This is a genomic window from Pseudarthrobacter sulfonivorans (genome assembly GCF_024391045.1).
In the GTDB taxonomy this organism is placed as follows: domain Bacteria; phylum Actinomycetota; class Actinomycetes; order Actinomycetales; family Micrococcaceae; genus Arthrobacter; species Arthrobacter sulfonivorans_B.
Genome location: NZ_JANFCZ010000069.1, coordinates 1 through 364 on the forward strand (window position 1 = coordinate 1; position 364 = coordinate 364).

Sequence of the window (364 nt, forward strand, 5' to 3'; positions counted from 1 at the left end):
CCTGCTGCAGCTGCTGGCCCTGACCGCGATGGAGGAACCGATCTCCTTCAACGCCGACGATCTGCGCGCGGAGAAGGAAAAGGTCCTCGCCGCGGTCAAACTCCCGGCGGATCTGTCGACGCATTCGGCCCGGGGACAGTTCACCGGCGGCTGGCAGGGCGGGGAACAGGTCCAGGGCTACCTGGACGAAGACGGGATCCCCGCGGATTCGAAAACCGAAACATTCGCGGCGATCCGGGTGGACATCCATACCCGCCGCTGGGCCGGGGTCCCGTTCTACCTCCGTGCCGGCAAACGCCTGGGCCGCCGGGTGACCGAGATCGCGGTGGTCTTCAAACGCGCCCCGAACCTGTTGTTCACCGAC

Annotated in this window: 1 pseudogene; it reads left to right on the top strand. The window is 66.8% G+C overall.

What is annotated here, in order from left to right:
- Nucleotides 1-364, top strand: a pseudogene (locus NQJ30_RS18915) (glucose-6-phosphate dehydrogenase); the annotation flags it as partial.